Source organism: Desertivirga brevis (assembly GCF_017355835.1).
In genome coordinates, this window is the sequence record NZ_JAFEWF010000001.1 from 683,569 (window position 1) to 700,583 (window position 17,015).

Genomic DNA, 17,015 nt, shown 5'->3' on the forward strand with positions numbered 1-17,015 from the left:
GCTATTTTTAAATCTTCTTGAGAAGAATAGCGATAAAGGATAATAGAAAGGGATAGAAGTTGTTCAAAAAAGAAGAAAACAATAGATCATAAAAATCTAGCAAATTAAAGTACCCCTTTTCGTTCAATCTCCGGTGATTTTCTTAGTTTTAAACCTGCCTTCAGGTTAATCAGCAAATGTACTTTTCCAATTATAAAATCTACTTTCTAATACTGTTTTTAAAGGTCTTTATATCCGAAACGGCTTTTGCCAATCCTCCGGATTTAAAACTTTCAAACATCTCACGGGAACAAGGATTATCAAACAGTACTGTGTTTTGTATCTATCAGGATTCTTACGGCTTTATTTGGGTAGGAACGGGAGATGGACTTAACAGATACGACGGAGTGCAGATACAGGTTTATAAAAACGACCCGAAAAAGGCAAATACAATTAGCGATAATTATGTAAGATATATTTATGAAGACACCAGAAAAAACCTTTGGGTAGGTACAACAAGCGGTCTCAATTTATACGATAGAAAGTCGGGCATATTCAAAAGGTTTTTTTTCAACCAAGGGAATGAGGCGAAAACTTCAGGAAATGATTTTAGCTCAATTCTCGAAGATTCCTTTCATACCTTATGGCTAGGTACACATGGAATGGGATTGGCTAGCATTAACAAAAAAACAAACAGGCTAACTACCGTAAGTAAACAGTACAAAAACTCTTCCCTAATTAACACCAGTCATATAAATCATTTATATGAAGACCGGAACAAAAACCTCTGGATCTCCACAAATAAGGGAATCATAATTCTTGATTTAAAAAGAAAAAAATTCAAAAAAGTAGCCATACCAGGAAAGATAGTCACAGATGTTCGAACAGTAAGGGAGGATCGCAAAGGGAATAAATGGATCGCAACAGAGGGAGATGGAATTTTTAAACTTTCTGCTGGGTCAGGGAAATTTTATCATTATTACAATAAGGAAAATCAGCCATCTAGCCTTGGAAGCAATTTGGTAAGAACACTCCTAATAGACAAGCAAGGTAAAATTTGGACGGGATGCGTAACCGGGGGACTAAATCTTTTTGATGAAAAAACTGATTCCTTCTACCGTTATATCTCTGACCGCACTGTCTCGGCACTGTTTCAGGATAACCAAGGGAACTTGTGGGTAGGTACTCACCGCGGAGGATTATTTTTATACGCACCGAATTCCAATAAATTTAATACTGTTGATATACAAAATGCTCCTTATATCCTTGCAAATAATAATGTCAAAGCTTTTTTTGAGGACCAAAAAGGAAATATTTGGATTGGTACTGATGGTGGAGGGTTAACCAAATATAATCCAGAAAAAAAAACTGCCAGGATTTTCCGTCATAATCCGAACAACCCTGGATCTATTAGTAGTGATTTTGTTCTTGACATAGTAAGCGATACCCATTCGAACCTTTGGATTTCTTCCTGGGCCGGAGGTATTAGTTTATTCAGTGAAAAAGACAATAAATTTACCCGGTACTTAAACGACCCAAAAAACCCATCCTCCATCAGCTCTAACTACGTACATAAAATGGTGCCGGATGAAAAGGGAAACTTTTGGGTAGGCACATATTTTGGCGGCTTGAATTATCTAAATACGGCCACAGGTACCTTTACCCGTTTCATATCCAATAGAAATCAAACCCAGGCCATGTGGGGTAATAATGTGATTTCTATCTGCGAAGATGTGAGGAAAGGCAATCTTTGGATTGGCACCGATGATGCAGGACTTAATTATTTTGATAAGACCACCGGAACCTTCAATCATTATTTCGTAAATGAATCCCGACCAAGGGAAGTACGCATTATTTTCAAAGACAGCAAGAACAGGATCTGGGTAGGAGCAAAAGGACTGTATTTGTACAATAGAAAGCACGACAAATTTGAGCATTTCAACAAAGGATCGGCACTTAACGACGACTTTATCAAAGGAATTTTAGAGGACAATCAGGGCTTATTCTTGGTCTCGACTCTGAATGGCCTCGTATGTTTGGATCCTGATAAAGGAACTAGCAGGCGATTTAATACCTCTGATGGCTTACAAAGCCTGGAATTTGAAGCAAATGCAGTGCTAAAAACGCGTAATGGGGAGATGTATTTCGGAGGAATTAATGGGTACAACTACTTCGAACCAGGTAAGATCCCAACCAACAAAGTCATTGCACCTGTTTATTTTACTGAACTATTTATTTTCAATAAAAAAATCACGCCTAACCAAGATGATTCGCCATTGAAAGATGATCTTCCCTTTGTGTCAGAAATCACTCTTGACCATGAGCAATCTTCAATTTCTGTTAACTATGCAGCTCTAAACTTTACATCTCCGAATAACAACCAATACGCATATAAACTCGAGGGGTTTGACAAAGATTGGAATTATGTGGGTAATTCTACCAGGGCTTCTTACACTAACCTTAATCCAGGGGTGTACACACTAAAAGTTAAAGCCGCCAATAACGACGGACTATGGAGCCCCAGAATGGCAACTCTTACTATTACAATAAGTCCTCCCTTCTGGCAAAGGCTATGGTTTCAACTACTGATGGGAGCGTTAATATTCAGCATAATATACTACATGCTTAGTTTAAGGAGGAAATTGGAGTTGGAAAAGTTGGAGGAAAAGAAAAAGGATGAAATACACCAGATGCAATTAGAATTCTTTACCAATATTTCGCACGAATTCCGGACACCACTAGCTTTGATCACAAGTCGTTTGGAAAGACTTTTCAAAGAAAACGACAATAACTTGCTGCTTCCTCATATCCGTTCTCTGTTCAAGAATGCAACTCACCTTCTAGATCTCGTGAACGAACTGATGGATTTTAGAAAGGTAGAGACTGGAGCTTTACAATTGCATGTATCAAAAAGCAATTTAAATTCCTTTCTGAACGAACTAACCGAAGAGTTTACGATACTGGCACAAGAAAAGAAAATTGAACTTATAGTAAAAAAGGCACCTGAATTAACTGAAACATGGTTTGACCGACAAGTAATGGAGAGGGTTCTTACTAACCTTATCCATAATTCAATAAAATATACATCCCCGGGCGGGGTACTTATAATTGAAATCATAACCTCTCCTTCTGTTGAATTAAGTTTTCAAAACCGGCTATCATTCAACAGTGATTATCATCCTTTAAGATCAGTCGCTATCCGTGTAAAGGATTCCGGTATAGGAATCACAGCAGATTCCTTAAAGGTATTATTTGAAAGGTACTACCGCATTACTGATGCTCATCTTGGGTCAGGGGTAGGACTAGCCCTGGTTAAAAGCCTGGTAATGTTACATAAGGGCAATGTTATGGTATCCAGTGAAAAAAATATAGGAACAGAGTTTATAGTTACCATTCCTTGTTCCTCGGATGACTACTCTGACAAAGAAAAAAGAAATTCCGAAAAACAGGTGTTCAATACTAATCTCGAAAGTATATCAGGCGGATCAAAATCAGAATTATTTGACCAGATAGAACCTGGAATTATACAAGAGATCGATGACTCTTCCATCAACAAGCATATCCTCCTTGTTGAAGATAATCCTGAAATAAGGAGTCTTTTAAGAGACTCTCTGACTCCTTACTTCAATATCTCTGAGGCCTCTGACGGGCTGGAAGCTTACGAAATAGTAAAGGAACATTTTCCTGATCTAATTATTAGCGATGTGATGATGGAAGGTATGGATGGTATAGAATTTTGCAAGCTGGTTCGCGAGAATGAGAATATCTCGCATATTCCATTTATAATGCTCACTGCAAAAACCTCACTCGAAGCACAGATCAGTGGAATAGAAAATGGCGCCGATTACTACTTAACCAAACCTGTCAGCGCTCAGCTTTTGCTTCAAACCGTTAATAATATTTTCAAGCAAAGGCAAAAGCTTAAAGATCATTATACCAGGGGACATCAGGTGGAGATACGGGAGCTGGTCCATTCGGCGAAAGAGAAGAACTTTATGGATAAGATCCTTGAAATTATTGAAAAGAATATCGAAAACCCCGATTTTGACACTGAGTTCTTATGCAGGGAAATGGCAATGAGCAAAACGAACCTCTATCATAAATTAAAAGGAATAACAGGAAGGTCTATCAGTGATTTTATTCGTTCCGTTCGTTTAAATAAGGCTAAAGAAATAATGGTAAATGAAGATGTACTTATTAATGAAGTAATGTTTAGAGTTGGAATTCAAACACAATCCTATTTCACCAGAGTGTTCAAAAATGAGTTTAACTTAACCCCAAGCCAGTTCCTGCAGGAACTCAAGCAGAAAGATAGGGTATGAAATGAGAACTAAAAATTATGCTACAGTGACGTTGTTGAGCATCACTGTAGCTTTTTGTATTATTAGTCAGGAATAGCAATCCCTCAAAATTATAACCCTGATTTTTTTACTCTGAAGAAAGGGTTAGCCTGCCAGTCTCTAATCCACTCCCTTCCACATTTAGCTCTATATCACCCGGTTTAACGTCAGATTGTACTAAAACAACCAACTTACCATTAAAGAGTCGCATCGTAGGAAGGTGAAATTGTTCTTGGGATGTTGGATCACCATTACATGCTGCCCGGTATTTACCCATTCCTGTTACCTTAAACTTTAGCTGTTCATTTACAGTGGGACAAGGGTTTCCATCTTTATCAACAACAGAAACGGTAACAAAGGCAATATCTTTTCCATCAGCAGCCAACTTAGACCGGTCAGCCTCCAGTACTAGTTTGGAGGGTTTTCCGGCAGTGACTATGCTCTTTTCAATTGCAGGTTTTCCGTCTTTATCATAAGCTACCACCTTTACAGTCCCTGGTTCATAATTGACATCCATCCACATTAATCTGTAACGACTTTGGGGAGTAGAATCGTTCTTCTTTTGAATACCCATACTCTTGCCGTTGATAAAGAGCTCGGCGCTCTCAAAATTCGTATAAACAAATATAGGTGTCTTCTGCCCCTCCCTTCCAGCCCAGTTCCAGTGTGGCAATATATGAAGGGTCTTATCGCTGGTATTCCATCTGCTCCGGTACAGGTAATACCGGTCTTTAGGCAAACCCGCCAGGTCATTAATTCCAAAATAGGAGCTTCGTGCAGGCCAGGAACCGTCATAAGGAGTGGGCTCTCCCAGATAATCAAAACCAGTCCACACAAATTCACCAATTACCCATGGCTTGGTATCCTGAAGAATAAAATCATCTTCAGGCAGATTAGACCAGCTACAGTATTCCATATCATAGGAGGAGCACTGGTTATCGGTGTAGGTTTTATTAATTGCTTTTACCACAGGAAATTTATACACCCCTCTTGAACTTACTGTAGAGGCAGTTTCAGAACCTAGAATAAACCCTTGGGGAAACTGCTTATAAGCATCTTCGTATAAATGCGTCCTATAGTTTAAACCAGGCACATCCAGTATGGCTCCAAATCCCGACGCCATAGTAGCTTTCACTTGATCCATACCAACAGTTACCGGACGAGTTGGATCTTCCCGGTGAAAAAGATCCTGGAGCCATTTAGCTCTTTTCACACCTTCAGAACCATGCTGGTCTGGAACTTCGTTTCCCGAACTCCACATAACAATGCAAGGATGATTTCTTGTCGCGTGAATTAGATTTACAACGTCTTTTTCAGCATCAGTATTAAAAAAGCGATTGTAACCATTTTTAACTTTTGGCTTCGCCCATTCATCAAAAGTTTCTGCCAAAAACATGAAACCCATCTCGTCACATAGCTGAAGTTGTTCTAAGGATGGCATGTTATGTGAACTTCTGATCGCGTCGCAGCCCATATCTTTTAAAATTTTAAGCTGACGTCTTAAAGCAGCTATATTGATAGCTGAGCCCAGGGGCCCAAGGTCATGATGGAGGCATACCCCTTTAAACTTCCTCGTTTTTCCGTTCAAACTAAAGCCTGCCCCGGGTTGATAACTTATAGTTCGGATTCCAAATACCGTGGATGTCTCATCTTTAAGCATTTTTCCTTGATATACCCGGGTTATTGCATGGTATAGGTATGGGGTTTCAGGGCTCCACAATAGTGGTGAGGGAACTGCAATATTTTGTTCAGCCTCCTTTCCGAAAATAGCACTCGTTTGATCCCGGGCTACTGTATCTCCCTTAGGGTTAACTATCAATGTTTGCAGACGTATATCCGCTCCAGATACCTTTGTCTTGATATTTACCTTGGCCACACTTTCAGAGATATACGGCGTGGTAATATACGTTCCCCATTGATCTATACTTTCCTGGTTCTTTATAATCAGGCTTACTTTACGATAAAGTCCGGCCCCGGGGTACCACCGAGACGATTGCCCCTGGTTTGAAAGGTGAACGGCAAGTGTATTCTTTTTGCTTTCCTTAATCTCCTTTGTAATATCGAAATAGAAATAATTATAGCCGTAATTCCATTCTCCTACTTTTTTACCGTTCACAAAAACCTTTGGCTCACTCATTGCGCCTTCAAATAAGATCAGTACTTTCTGGCCTGCTTTGTAACTTGGCAGTTCAAAATAATTGCGGTACCATCCCTCTCCAATGTAAGGTAAGGCTCCCGTTCTCCCTGTCTTTTCACTGGCAACCTTCTCACCATTTTGAGTAATGGCCACAGTCTGTTTGTCAACATCCTTGTCAAAAGGACCGTAAATGGCCCAATCGTGCGGAACAGACACTCTCTCCCATTTACTATCATTATATACGGTTTGGTATGCTCCATCCTGTTTTCCTTTAAAAAATTTCCAACCGTTGTCAAGCTCTATTATTGAACGTTGCTGAGCAGAAACGGTTATAGGTAGTATCATGCTTATAAAAAGAAGGACTTTTTTTGTCATAAAGATCAAAGGGTGTAGTTGTTGTAGTATAGGTTGTATTTAAAGGAATCTCGTGCTGCCGGGGAGGCAACACGAGTTCAATCAACCAATTAAACCAATAGAATACTGAACGTTCTTTTAATATTTCAAGCAAGTGCCCTTTAATATCCTGCAGTTTGTTCCATTCCTCTATCAAGCATGTATTGAGGAACTGGGAATAATCCGGTACCAGGCTGAGGAGCTTTTCCAGCGGCTGTAAGCGCTTCACTAAATTTCCCCATCCTCACCAAATCAACCCTGCGCTGGCCTTCAAAGAATAGCTCCCATCCACGCTCCCGTAAAAGTGCAGTTCTGAAACTCTCTTTCGACGAAATATCAGCACCAGATAGATCCGAAAGTCCGGCTCTTTTCCGAACTTTATTGATAAATCCCTGGGCTTCAGATGTAGGGCCTCGCAGTTCATTAACAGCCTCAGCAAGCATTAATAAAACATCAGCATAACGGCAAACGGGGATGTCGTTTCCGGCGAAAGCTGTAGGGTCATCATCAGGATACTTATTAATTATAGGACCTCTCAGACCACTATTCCGGTCTCTAACTACACCTGTAGGGTTACCACTCGAATTTATTGCAGCATAAGATGGAACCAAAAGATCCCGGCGTTTATCAACAGGATTAAAACTATCGTAAAAATTCCAGGTGGCCATGAATGCACCAATACCTGCTCCGGCCCACCCTCCTAATCTTTTAGCTCCTGGAGCCGAAATGTTGCCAGGATAATCAGCCGGATAGGTATAAAACGACCAGGCATTCATATTTCCAAGGTTATTATTTCCATTGGCTGCCGGGTCACAAGAGATAGCCCATATCGTCTCCTTATTTTTTTCGGTAGCAACTTTAAATAAGCTGGCGTAATCATCAACAAGGTCATAACCAAGTCCCGTGATCTCTTTACCCACCTGCTCTGCCTTCGCCCACTCTTTTTCATGAAGATAAAGGCGCATCAAAAACGTAAGTGCGGCTCCCTTATTAAATCTGCCATAGTCCGTAGCCGTCAAGGGTAAGTTATCAGCAGCGAAACGAAGGTCGCTTTCAACTCGCGCCACGTATGTCGAACGTTCAGGCCGTTTCATATTTTCCTCAGCTGCCGTCCCAATCTTTTCAGGATCATCAATGTATGGAACTGGGCCATACATGGTAAGAAGGTAATACATCGTGATTCCCCTGGCAGACCGGGCTTCGGCCTCGTACTTAACCTTGTTAGCAGCACTTACAGCGCTGGAAGCGTTAATGTCCTCTATGATCTTAGTTATTTTGGTTATAAAACGCACTTTCTCAAGATGATTCCTCCTGCTAGCCAAAGTCCTCATAAAATTAAAATCCGCTTTACTGAATGAGTCGAAAAAGCCGCCCCATTCCGGAAAATAAGCGATCTGGTCGCTCGGATAGTCGTTCACGAATATATTAGAGAACTCTACTCCGAAAAATAGATCACCAGTGATGCCCCCGTCATTATAAGACCACTTCGACGTAAAAAGCTCATAAACCCCTGTAGTAAGTGCGGCAAAGTCTGCCTCTGTTTTTGGAAAGGTTTTTGGATTTAAAGATCCCGGCAATTCTGCATCTAGTCCGTCCTTACAGCCTGACAGGATAGCCAGACTTAAGCTTGTAATTAATAATATCTTCTTCATGTTAGTTATATTTTTAGAATCCTGCTTTAAATCCAAGAGAATAGGTTGTAGCCATTGGATAAGGAGCCGGTCCTCCTTTTCGAGCTTCCGCCTGAACTTCAGGATCCGCGATTTTGTAGTTAGTAATGATAAATGGATTTTGAACGTCTATGAATAATCTTAAATTTCTGATATACTTACTGATGTAGGATTGGTTGAGCGTATAGCCGAGTCCAATGTTACGGCAGCGGATGAAATTGGTTTTTTGGAGATCGACGTCGAGGCCTGCAGGTAAACCTAATGCTCCCTGATCAAAAGCTATTCCTGGAATAGTACCTCCCGGATTGGTGGTAGACCATACGTTAGCAACCTCTGCTATTCCACTTTGAGTACCAGCCAGGATGTTCAGCGGGTTTGCCCAACCACGCAAGGTGTTGAATCCCCATCCGCCAGTGCTTCCATAAAAGAATACATTCAGATCAAATTTCTTATAACTGAAAGTATTTCCAAAACCAAGGATCAGATCAGGATTTGAATCATATCTCACAATGTCTGATGCAGTCAGTTTGCCATCATTATCCAAATCGATGATTCTTGGACTTCCCGGTAATCTTCCTCTTGCCGGTAGCGTTTTCTGAGCATCAGATAAAGTTTCTCCAGGTTGAATAATACCGTTTGTCTTAAATACATAAATAGAATTTACAGGATCTGTGATTTGAGCTCCTTGAGCAAGAACCTCAAACGGAAAACGCTCCTTATGCTCAAACCGGATATGAGTAAGGTTTAAGGTAGTGTTCCACTTAAAGTTCTTTGAAGATATATTCGATGAACTTACACTTCCCTCCCAACCCTTTCTAACACGGTGAGCTCCATTTACAGGTTGGGTTCCAAAAAAGCTTAACGCCGCTGTTGGAGCATCGTTATTTAGAAGGCGCGTTATATCATCCCTAAACACGTCGACGGAACCGCTAACCCTGTTATTAAACACTGCAAAGTCAAGTCCTATGTTCTTATTGATGGTCTTTGGCCACTGCAGGTCAGGCCTGTCTAACTGGTACAAGGCATACGGGAAGAGCTGAGTTGCTCCACTATTAAAACTGATAAGAGAATTATCAGGCCCATAAGAAGCATACGCAAATCCTGACGCTTCTCCCGTTACTCCAATACTTCCTCTTAATTTTAAGAGGTTAAGGAACCTAAGATCTTTAAGGAACGATTCGTTGCTTAACTTCCAGGCAACAGAGGCCGTAGGAAATAAGGCATATTTATTACTTGGGAAGAATTGACTAAACCCGTCATATCGTGCTGTTAATTGCAGAACGTAACGATCAAATATATCGAAATTGGCTTTTGCAAAGTAAGACCTTTTCTTATCTACATATCTGTTAGACAAAACCGATATTGCGCCCGTTCCCGAAGCAAGATTGTCTGTATTGATCCCATCTTTCATGTCGGCGCTTGCCGCTCCGAAACCAAGACTATTGGTAGTATACTGACCAATGCCTCCCAACAGATCAACTTTCAAATCGCTATTGAAAAAATTCTTCTGGTAATTTAAAGTAGCTTCCATTGTTTGAAGCATGCGTTCTGCCTGATTCCTGGACCCTCTCGCCCTAAACAGCTGATAATAGAAGGTGGTGGAAGGAACAAAGAAGTCACGGTTACTCGACTCAAAGTTGTTTCCGTATAACAGCTTTCCCTTGAGTTCGTCTCCCATAATTTTAATATCGGCCGAAAGCGTTGTATTGAGATTATTCAACGAGGTCTTATCTTTTATATCTAAAAGAGAAACTGGATTGCCCGTTACCTGGAACAAGCTATAATTACCGGCGTCATCGTAAACGGGAACACTACGGGGATAGGCTATTGCTGCCTGCAAAGATCCAAATGCCTGAGTTCCTCCGTTGCCGCTTTGCCAACCGGCTGTAGAATTTAAAAAGCTACTTCTGCTTCCAGAAACGATTGTGTTTAACCCAAGCCATTTAGTGAAGCGGAAGTTTAAATTTGTTCGGCCGGTGTATCTGTTCATACCAGAATTTCTGACGGTACCATCCTGTCCAAAATACCCGCCCGAAACATAGTAGGAGAGCTTATCTGTACCACCAGAAATGCTAAGGTTATGATTATCTATCGACCCATTTCTTAATACCAGGTCTAACCAGTCTGTGCCTTCTCCGGCATTTTGAATTTCTGATGCTGAGAATCTTGGAGTGAAGGTGCCGGGAGTCGCTGTGCCATAGGGCGCCATATTATTGTCGAACAAATATTTATCGTAAGACAGTCGATTGAACTGTTCCATATAAGCACTTGCAGTTAAAGGCTTCAGATATTTCTGATTGGTAACATAAGAACGCGACCCGTCGTAATTTACAGAAGTCCTGCCCGACTTTCCTTTCTTCGTAGTAATAAGCACTACTCCATTAGCCGCATTCACACCATAGATCCCAGCACTTGCGTCCTTAAGAAATTCCATCGACTCTATATCATCAGGATTCAGTCCGGCAAAACCGCCCCGTCTTACTCCATTCAATTCATTAGCCACTCCCCCATTACCTGGTTCCAGACCATCATATGGCATAACCACTCCATCTATTACGATCAGCGGAGCCCCTCTTCCCCGGATAGAGATATTAATATTCCCTCCAGGCTCTGCACTTCGCTGCACAGCTTGTACTCCCGGCGCCCGACCGAAAACAAGCTGAGCAATTGAGCTATTGGCAGCCTGTGGAACATCCTTTGGATCGATCTTAGCGATGGAAGTGGGAAGATTTCTCCTTGAGCTTGTGCCATAACCTACCACTACCACTTCGTTAAGGTCATTGGTCTTAGCATCAAGTAAAACATTTAAACTGGCCCCCTTTACAGTTTGCTGCTGAGTAACGAAACCAATATAGCTAAAGGTTAATACAGCGCCCGGGCTGGCCTTAATAGTGTATCTGCCATTCACGTCAGTGGTAGTAGATTGTTTTCCAACAGTATTAGTGACGGTTACCCCAACCAAGGTCTCTCCATCACCTCTGGCTGTAACTGTACCGGTCACGGTAATATCCTGGCCCTTTACATTAAAATTTGATAGCAACAGCATCCATAATAGAAGCTTGAAGCGAATAGGAACGTGTAAGTTTAAATACTTCATAACTGGTTAAAATTGATTTAAGAAAAAATAGTGGCACAACTTAAAGTGCCCGCTAACTGGTAAATTGGTTTCATTGATGGTTGGTAAATAATGGTCGTAGCATGATTGAAATCATGCTTGCATTTCAATTCCAAAAGAACTTAGTAAGGCTTCCCTTCAATTTATCCTATTTGTTATTTTTTTTATCCTGTTGGTTTTATCTACTCCAGAAGGGGATCTGCGGTATGAATGAATAAAAAAACCTTATATGTTTGTTTAGAAGATGGTGCTGCCCATTATTAAAGTGTAACCACCACCTGATAGAAAACAACCAATTTATGTTAACCAGAAAACTATTTAAATCCCTGCTGGGCGCCGCGGTCGCTCTAAGCACAACGTCCTTTGAATTGAAGGCACAGGAACTAAAACCGACAGAAGTTCAGGTAACAGCATACAAAACTACTATGCTGGCAAATGGTAAAGACCAGGTTTTAATAACGGCCAAAATCATCGATAGTAAGGGAAAACAAGTACAAGGAGTTGTAAGGCCTGTAACCTACAAAATCAGAGGAGACGCGGCTATTATTAGCATTGACGGAGTAGACGCAACTAGTATCCGTAAAACTGACAGCACATGGCAGAGCTCTTTAAAAGGAGCAGCCCGGATTATTTTAAGGGCTGGGGTACTGCGCGCACCTATTAAATTTGAAGCCTTGTCCGACAGCCTCACTACCGGTGCTACCGAAATCCATACCATTCAACCGGGGAAAGCTCATTCGGTAACCAGCGATAAATACAAGCCGGTAACTACCACTGATAAAATATTGGGAGCAGATATTTCCTTTCTACCTCAATTAGAATCAAGGGGAATTAAATTTACAGACAATGGAGTAGAAAAGGACGCATTGCTACTTCTGAAAGAACATGGATTTAATTACATCCGGTTAAGGATTTTTAATAATCCAGCCCAGCCGAAAGGTTATTCTCCTCAAAAAGGCTTCTGTGATCTTAATTATACCAAGCAAATGGCCAAAAGGGTGAAAGCGGCAGGGATGAAGCTTCTTCTCGACTTTCACTACAGCGACTACTGGGCAGATCCTCAGCAACAATATAAGCCAATTGCCTGGATGGGAAAAGACTTTAACACGTTGAAAGACTCTGTAAAAGCATACACCACCTATGTGATGAAACAGCTAAAAGACCAGGGCACCGAACCAGATATGGTACAAATTGGCAATGAAATAAATCACGGAATGATTTGGCCTGAAGGTCATGTTAACAATCTCGACAGTCTTGCTCAACTAATCTATGCTGGCTTTCAGGGGGTGAAAGCAGTAAGCCCGAAATCTCTGATAATGTTACACGTTGCTTTGGGCGGCCAGGCTGAAGAATCAGATTTTTTTTATGAGGCGATGCGAAAACGGAATGTTCCCTACGACATTATTGGCCTTTCCTACTACCCAAAATGGCATGGTACTCTCGAAGACCTCGAAGGAAATATCCAACGTCTATCAAAAAAATACAATAAGCAGATAATGGTCGCCGAATATACCCACATGAAACGGGAGGTAAATGATATAGCCTTTAATGTCCCCGGGGGTAAAGGAATTGGTTCTTTTATTTGGGAACCTCTTAATACCTGGGAGGCTATATTTGATCGCACAGGAAAATCCAATGAATTGCTTGACGTATATCCAGCTATCGCCGACAAGTACTTGAAATAATTTGAAGAAAGGCAACCCTCCGCAGTTAATGGTAATGCGGAGGATTGCTTAATAAACTATTTTTCAAGAATCAGGGAAAGGTCGTCAACCTGACAGGAGGACCCGGCTTTGCCGATTGCTCTAAACCCTATTTCCACTTCGCCATTCTTCACAGGAATGTGCTTTAATTCAATAATCCTCCATTCAGGATTATCTTTCTTAATGTTAGAAACTGTTTCCTTACCCCCACTTAGAGCGAACATTTGGAGCTTCGGAAAACTACCCTTATTTCTAAGGTAAGCTCTTAATGTATAAGACCCATCTTTCAGCTTTACATAGGGTGATGACTTAATTAATTGAGAAACTTGCCTTTCGAAGGGAACATTATCTGTGATATTAAGACTTTTTTCACCTATAACTATTTTCCTGTCTTCCTCAGAGTTGAAATAGTTTAAAGCAGGAGAAACAACCGTATCCAGCGATACTACGTTACCCTTTTTAATAGTTGTTTCCCAACCAAGAAGGTGAGTTTGCACCGGTTTAACTACACTTGGGATCCTTTTTCGATCTGCTTCGAAGCTCCCATTCTTTACATAATTATTATCCGGCGCCACTTCCCATTCACCTGTTCCGGCATTGAAGTTCCATGAGCTTAGCGAATTAAAATACGGTTTTGTTCCATCGAAAGACAGAGGAACCCACTGGTTGTAACCCAGGCCATTACCTGCAAAATCAGCCCACCTATCTCCACAATAGATAACTGTTTCCTGCTTACTGCCCCTTACTGTTACAAAAAATCCAGTCTGGGTAATATGGGCATAATCTTCTCCACTACCGTCCATTACAAGCATGTTATTAATTGGTTCGTATGGTCCTAAAATATTATCCGACACTAAGTAATAGGCAAGAGAAGAATCCCAACCGTAAAGATTAGACGCCGCCATATAATACTTTCCCTTATACTTAAACATACAATTACCCTCACGGCCAGCTCCTTCAAAAATCTTTGTACAATCCAGCAGGTCAACCTTTCCATTTTTCATACCTATTTCTGAAAGGTAGATCTTATTTCTCCCTCTTCCATAAGAATAGACCAGGTAAGACTTACCAGTATCTTCATCCGTAAAAACGGTCTGGTCGCCTGTATTACTTGTCCCAATCCTTTCGAGCATACTTATCTTCTGGTGCCATTTAAATGGCCCCGCTGGCTGATCAGATACCGCAATCAATACTTCAGCTCCATGCTGAACAAACATAGCATACTGATTAATCTCCTTAACATATGCCACACCCAGACGCCCAACCCAGGTCCATCTTCCATTGGGCAATGCTTCAGCCTTGGTCATAGCATCTGATTCAAATGTCCAGTTTACAAGGTCAGTAGAGGTATAACAGGTAACCGATTCGAAACTACTTCTTGGCAAGGTCTTGTTAGGAGAACTTCTGTAAGTTTCAGCCTCCTTGTAATGCACACCGTACCAGTAATATTTTTCAACTCCCGATTTTGGATCTCTAAATTTAAATACTCCGCCACCCTGACTGTAGATGGGAACACCCTCTTTAGTGTCCCAGAAAACGTCGTTCTTAATATTCAGTTTCTGGGCGCTACAAAGCGTAGAAATAAATATGGAGGAATAAATTACTACATAAAAAGACATCTTGCAGTAGGAAAACAAGTTGATTCGTAAGCGATTATACATGCAATAATAAATATGGAATTGAATTTAATTGGCTAATGGATTGAGTTCTTCAAAGATGAAAGGAATTCTAATAAAATGTCGGTGGTCTGCTGTAATTTATCATGATGCAAATTATGTCCAGCCCCGTCCATATGTATAAGCTTACCTTTAGGCATCACAGCTGCTGCTTCATCGTTGCTCTTTCGTACCTCTGGCGATGCGTCAGCCTTAAGGATAATTGCAGGAACATTTATTTTAGTTAGTGAATTTCCAATATTCATGGTACCAGTCATTGCTTGCGACGCTTCAGCAGTGTATGGCCCATGATACTGTTTCTTCGAAAGGGCCCAATACTGTACATCCGTCGTACCCCATAAAGGATTTTGCCGGTGTCCTGTGGCCACAAGATCCTCAAAGCTATAGTTATTTTGAGAAACAAGGGTTTCTGGATTTCCAAACATACTAACAGAAAGGCGATTATTAGGTGTACCCGCAGGAGCAGCCTTTTGTGCTTGAGGATTGCGATCAGGTACTCCTCTTGCTGCTATTGACGGCCCGCCCGACCGTGCTCTCAATAAAGGATCCAGCATTATAATCGCGCTGCCAATTGTGGGATACTCTGCACCAACCCTCATTACAGTTGCAGCCCCCATTGAATGTCCTACCAGAATAGGATTTTGCAATTTCATACCCTTCACGAATTCAACCACATCTTTTACTAAAGTTTCCCCGTTGTCAGTATTGGTAAAAGGATCAGAAAGACCATGTCCCCTCGCATCTAACATGTAAATATCAAACCTCTCCTGAAGTTTTTCCGCGAGAGTGGCCCAACAAAGACCATTATCAGTTACCCCATGAACCATTACCATAACAGGCTTTCCTGGTTGTGGAATAGCACGATAGTAGTGGATCCTAATACCATTGGCAAAAGCATAGGCATCAGACCAACCGTCAGGAATGTTTACCTTTTGGCAAAACGCAAGTGTTGGCAAAAAGAGCAATAGCCCCAGAATGTTTTTTAGGCGCATAATAAGTTTAGCTACATTAAGTGTTATAAAAACATGAATAGGAATTTAGGCTCAAGGCATATTTTTTTTGGCAACCTTCCAAACGGGATTCTTGGCCAGACCAGCTGGTTCACCTCTAAATATTTCAGATGATTTTTTATCGCCCTTTAATTGCCATTTATACCAGGAAGTGGCTACTTTGGCAAACTCTCCGCCGTGCGGCTGGCTGTAAGTACCTCCATGTCCTACATCCATATTTGCCATAAAGACTGGAACATGGTTAATTTGATGATAATCATCCATGCCATTCTCATAAGCAATATCTTTCTCTCCACCTAAAATGTACAAAGTAGGCGTATGTATCTTCTTAAGATTTTCTTTTGTAAGGTTAGGCATCGCGCTTTTACCATTACCCGGAGTTTTAAAGATACCACTATTGCAAACAACTACAGTAGAAACCCGCGGATCAGAAGCTACTTCAAGTGTTTGTAGACCTCCACAGGACATTCCACTAACAGCCACCTTATTAATATCGATCTTATTAAAATAAGGGCTCTTCCTGTCGCTGTTTTGCGAAATTGCCCAGTCGATTGCATCAGTAAGTTGTGATGATGTTGATTTTCCGCTTCCCTTCTCTCCTTCTTTTGGCATAGGCCCAATTGCTATTACCAGAAATCCGTGGGATGATACTTCTGATAAAAAATTAACATGTTCCCATGGCGAATTAGCACAGGCTCCGTTTCCCCAGGCAATGATTGGTAGTTTGTTCTTGCCGCCGAAAGCGCTTAAATTCTTAGGACGGAAAACAGTGTGACTTTGAAGTGAGTTTTCTGAAATCATTATGGCACTATAGGGCCCGGTTCCGCCATCCTCAACAACCCTTGCAGCTGTTGGATTATCAGAACCTTTTTCTTCCTGCGAAAAAGACAATTTTGGTATGCCTAACAAAAGGAAAGCAAGGAACGCATTAAATAGAATAGGTTTATTCATAAGGGGTATAATTTGGTTATTGTCACAAAAGACTGGAAAAA

Annotated in this window: 8 protein-coding genes; 2 read left to right on the top strand and 6 right to left on the bottom strand. The window is 41.1% G+C overall.

Translation table 11 applies throughout. From position 1 onward, the window contains the following. The first annotated feature begins 176 nt into the window (after window positions 1-176). Window positions 177-4,301 (top strand): hybrid sensor histidine kinase/response regulator transcription factor, encoded by a 4,125-nt coding sequence (locus J4N25_RS02995; RefSeq protein WP_207420655.1) that lies wholly within the window; start codon window positions 177-179, stop codon window positions 4,299-4,301. A gap of 106 nt (window positions 4,302-4,407) precedes the next feature. Here the strand turns inward: J4N25_RS02995 and J4N25_RS03000 are convergent, their stop codons facing one another. From J4N25_RS03000 to J4N25_RS03010, 3 genes are all read right to left on the bottom strand, one after another. Continuing rightward, the gene (locus J4N25_RS03000; protein WP_242695762.1) at window positions 4,408-6,801 is read right to left on the bottom strand and encodes a DUF4982 domain-containing protein; all 2,394 of its coding nucleotides are present in this window, start codon (window positions 6,799-6,801) and stop codon (window positions 4,408-4,410) included. A gap of 170 nt (window positions 6,802-6,971) precedes the next feature. Beyond that, complete coding sequence (locus J4N25_RS03005) at window positions 6,972-8,501, bottom strand: RagB/SusD family nutrient uptake outer membrane protein (RefSeq protein ID WP_207420657.1); 1,530 nt, start codon at window positions 8,499-8,501, stop codon at window positions 6,972-6,974. Window positions 8,502-8,514: 13 nt separating this feature from the next. Next, window positions 8,515-11,616 carry a SusC/RagA family TonB-linked outer membrane protein gene (locus tag J4N25_RS03010; protein ID WP_207420658.1) on the bottom strand — a complete coding sequence of 1,034 codons (3,102 nt, stop codon included), beginning with the start codon at window positions 11,614-11,616 and terminating at the stop codon, window positions 8,515-8,517. 317 nt (window positions 11,617-11,933) lie between these two features. Between J4N25_RS03010 and J4N25_RS03015 the strand changes: the two genes are divergently transcribed. Then, window positions 11,934-13,319, top strand: coding sequence for a glycosyl hydrolase 53 family protein (locus tag J4N25_RS03015; RefSeq protein WP_207420659.1), 1,386 nt, complete (start codon window positions 11,934-11,936; stop codon window positions 13,317-13,319). Window positions 13,320-13,375: 56 nt separating this feature from the next. Here J4N25_RS03015 and J4N25_RS03020 read toward each other — a convergent pair whose 3' ends face one another. The 3 genes from J4N25_RS03020 to J4N25_RS03030 all read right to left on the bottom strand — a co-directional run bounded on the left by J4N25_RS03020 (window position 13,376) and on the right by J4N25_RS03030 (window position 16,974). Then, the gene (locus J4N25_RS03020) at window positions 13,376-14,956 is read right to left on the bottom strand and encodes a family 43 glycosylhydrolase (protein WP_207420660.1); all 1,581 of its coding nucleotides are present in this window, start codon (window positions 14,954-14,956) and stop codon (window positions 13,376-13,378) included. 74 nt (window positions 14,957-15,030) lie between these two features. Further along, complete coding sequence (locus tag J4N25_RS03025; protein WP_207420661.1) at window positions 15,031-16,005, bottom strand: alpha/beta fold hydrolase; 975 nt, start codon at window positions 16,003-16,005, stop codon at window positions 15,031-15,033. Between the two features lie 51 nt (window positions 16,006-16,056). Next, window positions 16,057-16,974 carry an alpha/beta hydrolase family protein gene (locus J4N25_RS03030; RefSeq protein ID WP_207420662.1) on the bottom strand — a complete coding sequence of 306 codons (918 nt, stop codon included), beginning with the start codon at window positions 16,972-16,974 and terminating at the stop codon, window positions 16,057-16,059. Window positions 16,975-17,015 lie beyond the last annotated feature (41 nt).

Bases quoted from the DNA above. Each gene is read 5' to 3' on its own strand.
- J4N25_RS02995 (WP_207420655.1), top strand. From the start codon at position 177: ATGTACTTTTCCAATTATAAAATCTACTTTCTAATACTGTTTTTAAAG.
- J4N25_RS03000 (WP_242695762.1), bottom strand. From the start codon at position 6,801: ATGATACTACCTATAACCGTTTCTGCTCAGCAACGTTCAATAATAGAG.
- J4N25_RS03005 (WP_207420657.1), bottom strand. From the start codon at position 8,501: ATGAAGAAGATATTATTAATTACAAGCTTAAGTCTGGCTATCCTGTCA.
- J4N25_RS03010 (WP_207420658.1), bottom strand. From the start codon at position 11,616: ATGAAGTATTTAAACTTACACGTTCCTATTCGCTTCAAGCTTCTATTA.
- J4N25_RS03015 (WP_207420659.1), top strand. From the start codon at position 11,934: ATGTTAACCAGAAAACTATTTAAATCCCTGCTGGGCGCCGCGGTCGCT.
- J4N25_RS03020 (WP_207420660.1), bottom strand. From the start codon at position 14,956: ATGTCTTTTTATGTAGTAATTTATTCCTCCATATTTATTTCTACGCTT.
- J4N25_RS03025 (WP_207420661.1), bottom strand. From the start codon at position 16,005: ATGCGCCTAAAAAACATTCTGGGGCTATTGCTCTTTTTGCCAACACTT.
- J4N25_RS03030 (WP_207420662.1), bottom strand. From the start codon at position 16,974: ATGAATAAACCTATTCTATTTAATGCGTTCCTTGCTTTCCTTTTGTTA.